6 protein-coding genes and 1 pseudogene are annotated in these 5,282 nt (G+C 72.2%); 2 read left to right on the top strand and 5 right to left on the bottom strand.

Annotated elements, in window-relative coordinates; genetic code table 11:
- A partial coding sequence (locus ACWGIU_RS28885) for an alcohol dehydrogenase catalytic domain-containing protein (RefSeq protein ID WP_453710642.1) occupies positions 1 to 458 on the bottom strand: 458 nt, incomplete at its 3' end.
- Positions 459 to 531: 73 nt separating this feature from the next.
- The gene (locus ACWGIU_RS28880; RefSeq protein WP_453710640.1) at positions 532 to 1,518 is read right to left on the bottom strand and encodes a LysR substrate-binding domain-containing protein; all 987 of its coding nucleotides are present in this window, start codon (positions 1,516 to 1,518) and stop codon (positions 532 to 534) included.
- Between the two features lie 70 nt (positions 1,519 to 1,588).
- Here ACWGIU_RS28880 and ACWGIU_RS28875 point away from each other — a divergent pair, with 70 nt between their 5' ends.
- Together ACWGIU_RS28875 and ACWGIU_RS28870 are read left to right on the top strand one after the other, a co-directional pair.
- Positions 1,589 to 2,497 (top strand): dihydrodipicolinate synthase family protein, encoded by a 909-nt coding sequence (locus ACWGIU_RS28875; protein ID WP_453710638.1) that lies wholly within the window; start codon positions 1,589 to 1,591, stop codon positions 2,495 to 2,497.
- 393 nt (positions 2,498 to 2,890) lie between these two features.
- The gene (locus ACWGIU_RS28870) at positions 2,891 to 3,589 is read left to right on the top strand and encodes a transglycosylase SLT domain-containing protein (RefSeq protein ID WP_453710636.1); all 699 of its coding nucleotides are present in this window, start codon (positions 2,891 to 2,893) and stop codon (positions 3,587 to 3,589) included.
- A gap of 21 nt (positions 3,590 to 3,610) precedes the next feature.
- Here the strand turns inward: ACWGIU_RS28870 and ACWGIU_RS28865 are convergent, their stop codons facing one another.
- From ACWGIU_RS28865 to ACWGIU_RS28855, 3 genes and pseudogenes are all read right to left on the bottom strand, one after another.
- Positions 3,611 to 3,745 carry a hypothetical protein gene (locus tag ACWGIU_RS28865; protein WP_453710634.1) on the bottom strand — a complete coding sequence of 45 codons (135 nt, stop codon included), beginning with the start codon at positions 3,743 to 3,745 and terminating at the stop codon, positions 3,611 to 3,613.
- Positions 3,733 to 4,515, bottom strand: a complete 783-nt coding sequence (locus ACWGIU_RS28860; protein WP_453710632.1) for a squalene/phytoene synthase family protein — start codon at positions 4,513 to 4,515, stop codon at positions 3,733 to 3,735. The genes ACWGIU_RS28865 and ACWGIU_RS28860 overlap by 13 nt, the downstream gene beginning before the upstream one ends.
- Before the next feature lie 69 nt (positions 4,516 to 4,584).
- Positions 4,585 to 5,282: pseudogene (locus tag ACWGIU_RS28855) on the bottom strand (hypothetical protein); the annotation flags it as partial.

Genomic DNA, 5,282 nt, shown 5'->3' with positions numbered 1-5,282 from the left:
GCGGCCGCCGGGTCCACCTGGGGGCACGGGCCGCCCGCCACCAGGGTCTTCTCGGCGAAGGCGCCGATGCCGAGGGCCGGGGAGAGCGGGGTGCCGTCCTCCAGGGTCATGGGCTGGGTGGCGTTGTGCGTGGCGAAGCAGTACCAGGGGCGTCCGCGCCTGCAGGCGCGGCAGGTGCCGCACACCGCGCGCCAGTTCAGGATCACGAAGTCACCGGGGGCCACGGACGTGACGTCCGTGCCGACCGATTCGACGACTCCGGCGGCCTCGTGGCCGAGCAGGAAGGGGAATTCGTCGTTGATCCCGCCCTCGCGGTAGTGCAGGTCGGTGTGGCAGACCCCGCAGGCCTGCACCCGGACGAGGGCCTCGCCGGGTCCCGGGTCGGGCACGAGGATCGTCGTCGTCTCGACCGGTGCGCCCTTGCTCCGGGCGATGATCCCTCGTACGCGATGTGTCACGTCGTACCCCGCTCTGATCGAATCCGTCTGGATCACCGAACGTACACGGACGGCACGCGGTACGGGAGTTGCGTCACGTTCCGGCGCGCGACCCGGCCAGATCCGGTGGTACGGCGGCCCGGAGTGCCGCGCCGAAGGCCGCCACGGCCGGGTGCGCGCCGGCTCCGCTGCGGAAGGCGAGGCCGGTACGCCGCTCCATGAGCAGGCGGGTGAGCCGTACGGCCGGATCGGCCGGGCCCGCGACCCCGAGCTGCGGTACGACGGCCACCCCCTGACCCGCGGCGACGAGCGCGAGCACGGTGGCGAACTCGTCGACCTGGTGGCGCACCCGAGGGGTGAAGCCGGCGGCCTGACAGGCCCGGACGGTCATGGCGTGGCAGAGGGTGCCGGGGGTGGCGGTGATCCAGGGCGCCCGGGCGTGCGTACGCAAGGCGGCGCCCTGGTCGGATCCACCGGGCCGGCCGAAGGCCTCGGGCGGGTCGGAGGCCTCGGGCGGGCCGGAGGCCTCGGGCGGGTCGGAGGCCTCGGCGGCGGGCGCGGCCAGGTACATCGCCTCGCCGTAGAGCGGTTCGGTGGCCAGTCCCGGCTCGGACTCGGCGGGTACGAAGTCGTACTCGTGCACCAGCGCCACGTCCAGGTCCCCGGCCCGCAGGGCGTGTGCCACCGCCGCCGGGTCGATCTCCGAGACCATCGGCTCCAGTCCCGGATGGCGCCGGGCGAGGGTGATCAGCGCGGCCGGGACGATGGCCCGGGTGGCGGTGGGGAAGGCGCCGATCCGCAGGGCTCCGGCCAGGCCCCCGCGCGCCTCGGCGAGATCGGCGTCGGCCTGCTCCAGCCGTTCGAGGACGGCCTCTGCGTGCCGGACCAGGTTCTGGCCGGCCGGGGTGAGGCGGACCCCGCGGCCGGTGCGCTCCAGCAGGGGCAGGCCGGCCTCCCGTTCAAGGACACCGAGCTGCTGGGAGACCGCCGAAGGGCTGAAGGTGAGGGCCTCGGCGACGGCGGCGATGGTTCCGCGGCGGGCGAGTTCGCGCAGGAGGCGCAGGCGTCGTACATCAAGCATCGGCTCAGCTTACGGGTTGGGTAAGGAACGCGAACTGGATTTGATCCTTCGGGCGGGCAAGGCTCTGGGCATGGCACAGGACATCGCACAGACCCTCCCGTTGCACGGGATTCACGTACCGCTCGTCACTCCCTTCACCCGCTCCGGGGAGGTGGCCGCCGAGGCACTGGAGGCGCTCGCCCACGAGGTTCTCGACGCGGGCGCCAGCGGGATCGTCGCGCTCGGCACCACCGCGGAGGCGGCCGGCCTCGACGAGGTGGAGCGCGACCTCGTCACCGGGGTGTGCGCCCGGGTCTGCGGGGACCGGGGCGCACCGCTGACCGTCGGCGCGGGGGCCGGCGGCACCCGGGCCGCCGAGGCCTCACTGGCCCGGCTGACCCGGTGGCCCGAGGTGCGGGCGGCGCTGGTGACCGTACCGCCGTTCGTCCGGCCCTCGACCGCCGGGGTGCTGGCGCACTTCGCGCGGCTGTCCGAGGTGACCCCGGTACCGCTGATCGTCTATCACATCCCCTACCGCACCGGACAGGCGCTGGACGCGGCCGCGCTGCTGGCGCTCGGCGCGCTGCCGGGGGTCGCCGGAGTGAAGTACGCGGGCGGCGGCATCGGCGAGGACGCGGTGGCGCTGCTCGGCGACCTGCCGTCCGGGTTCGACGTGCTGGCCGGTGACGACGTGTACCTGTCCCCGCTGCTGGCACTGGGTGCGGTGGGCGGGATCCTGGCCTCGGCGCATCTGGCGACGGGCCGCTTCGCGGAGCTCGCCGCGGCCTGGCGGGCGGGTGACGTGGTCCGGGCGCGGGCGCTCGGGCACGCGCTGGCCCGGATGTCGGCCGCGGCCTTCGCCGAGCCCAATCCGGCGGTGCTCAAGGGTGTCCTGCACGCCCAGGGGCGGATCCCGACGCCGGACGTCCGGCTGCCCCTGCTGCCGGCCTCGCGGGGAGCGGTGACGGCCGTGACGGCCGCGCTGGAGCGGTTGGGGTGACCCTGGAGCGCGCACAGGCCGACTTCACGCCGGAAAAAGTCCCTGATGGGCGATTCGCCGCCTACGAGCGAGTCGCCCGAATGAGGGCCTTGGAGAGTGGACTTGCCCGTATTGACCATCGGGCCGTCAAACCGTGATGTGAGCCACACCGGACACCTCAACATCATCTCCGCAGAACAGCCGATTCCCTTTTCCCGGAAAGGGAATCGACTATTGCACCGATACCCCTTCAAGGTCATTTACCCGGCTGATAGCGAGATGTCGATCTATCGGTGGAATTCGGGTCTTGTTCCCGCGTGGGGCGCTCGCCTACGGTCACCTCGTTCCCGGTGGTCAGCTGCCGAATACGGCCGCCACCAGGGATCTCCGTCCCCCCACGTGAGGAATTCCGCCATGCCTGCAAAGGGTAAGCACCGTCGGCCGAAGCACTACCGGATCACCCGCAAGCTGGCTCTCGCCGGCACCGGTGGCGCGGCCCTCACTCTCCCGCTGATCAGTGCGACCACCGCCGGGGCGGTGGAGACGGCCGCCGCACCCACGACGTATTCCGTGGTCGCGGGCGACACCCTTTCGGAGATCGCGGCGGAGCATTCCGTGAGCGGCGGCTGGAAGCAGCTCTACGCGGCGAACCGGAGTGTCATCGGCGACAATCCGTCGATCATCCGGCCCGGCACCAAACTGAAGCTCGGCGTCCAGGCGGAGACCGATCGCGCGAGCAGGTCCGCCGCCCGCCCCGCCCTCAAGGTCGCTGCCAAGCCGGCCACCGCCTACACGAACAATCTCGACGGATGGATCCGTGAGTCCCTCGACGTCATGGCCAAGCATGGTATTCCCGGCTCCTACAACGGAATTCACCGCAATGTGATGCGGGAGTCCTCGGGCAATCCGCTGGCGATCAACAACTGGGACATCAACGCCAAGAACGGGATCCCGTCCAAGGGGCTGCTCCAGGTCATCGATCCGACCTTCCGCGCCTACCACGTGCCCGGCACCTCGCAGAACTCCTACGACCCGGTCGCCAACATCACCGCCGCCTGCAACTACGCGGCCGCGCGCTACGGCTCGATCGACAACGTCAACGGGGCCTACTAGGAAGAATCTCCCCGCGCCGGTTCACACCGGACGATGCCGGGCGGCGCGGACGAGGATCCGCAGGGGCGCCGCCAGGCCGTATCCGGTGTCCCGGCGCAGGGCGGCAGCTCCCGCCCGCTCCACGGCGGTCAGCTGGTGCGCCATCAGCTCCCCCATGGTCGCGATGACGGGACGCAGCCCGGGTTGGCGAGGTCGAGGATGCCTTCGGCGGCCTCCAGGGCCGTACGGGCACGCCGGCACTCGGCGGCCAGCAGAGCCCGCACGGCCGGGGTGTCGCGGGCCTGTTCCAGGTCGGCCCGGGTCACGGAGTGCTCGTCGAGCCGGGCGCGCGGGATGCAGAGGCGGCCACCCGCGAGGTCGCCGCAGAGGTCGGCGAGGAAGTCCACGCGCTGGGCGGCGTCGACGAACCGCCGCCAGCCCGCTGCCTGTTCCGGGTCCGGGCCGCCCCGGTACTGCAGTCCGGTGAAGACCAGCACCCCGGGCCACGCGTAGGCGTCGAGGTAGGCCTGGAAGTCCTCCTCCTCGGCGAAGCCCTCGAAGCCGGCCTCGGCGGTGGCGGCACCCTCCAGGAAGCGGGAGACCCAGTGCGCGGGCAGGCCGCGGGAATCCACCGCGTGCGCGTAGGCCCGCAGCAGGGGGTCGGGGCTGTCCCCGGACGTCAGGGCCGCCTCCACCCGCTCGGACAACGCGGCGAGGCCGGCGGCCCGTTGCTGCGGGGTACCGGTCTCGGCGATGTCGTCGACCAGGTTCATGAAGGCGAGACCCGCGGCGAGGACGGGCACCAGCGGCGGCGCGGCCAGCAGCCGCAGCGCCAGGTACGGGGCGGACTCCCGGCGGAGCACCCGGCGCGCGGCGTGCGTGTAGTCCTCGCGCAGCCTGGGGCCGGATATTCCGGCTGCCGTGAGGGTGGTGCGCCAACTGGGCATCGTGGCCGTACTTCTGAACCTGTCGGACCGTACATGCGTACATGCGTACATGCGTACGGATGGACGATGTCAGAACTTGGTGACCTTCTTGACCTTGCCGTCGATACCGGCGAGTACGTAGCCGCCGCGACCGTACTCGTCGGTGAGGTAGGGCCGCATACAGGGGACCTGGTCCATCATCCAGGGCTCGACGATCACATAGGTCGAGGTCGGCTTCTCGATGCCCACCTCCTTCTTGGACTGATCCAGCAGGCCGGGCAGCGCGTCCCAGTTGACGGTCGCCATATCGATGAGCGGCTCGCCCTCCTCCACCGTGCCGTCCGGGCCCGTGCGCCTGGCGGTGCCGTCGCGGTACTGCCAGGCGTCGACGGTGTCGGCCCCGGGGGCGGTGGGGATCGAGGCGAGGACGTAGCCCTCGTAGACCGTGAGGTCCACGAAGGTGGTGGTGCCGGTCTTCTCCTTGAGCGCGTCCAGGGCGATCCGGATGTTCTGCGGGGTGAGCATGCTGCCGCGGGCGGGGCCGGCCTTGGACGTGCTCGCCTTCGCGCCGGGAGTGGAAGCCTGGGTGCCGGCCGGCGTGGCGACGGCGGGCCGGGTGGCCCGGGCGTCGGCCGCGTCGTCGTCACCGGAGTTCCCGTCGGGCATCCACTGGACGATCCCGACGACCGCGGCCGCCACCACCGCCGTCAGGGCCGCGCCGATCAGGGCCGGGCGCCTGCGCGGCGCGGTCGTCAGCGGGACGGGCGTGGTGGGGGCCCCGTAGGGGG

Source organism: Streptomyces sp. NPDC054840 (assembly GCF_053611065.1).
Note: the sequence above shows the minus strand (reverse complement) of the source record. Positions and strands in the feature narration are given on the sequence as shown.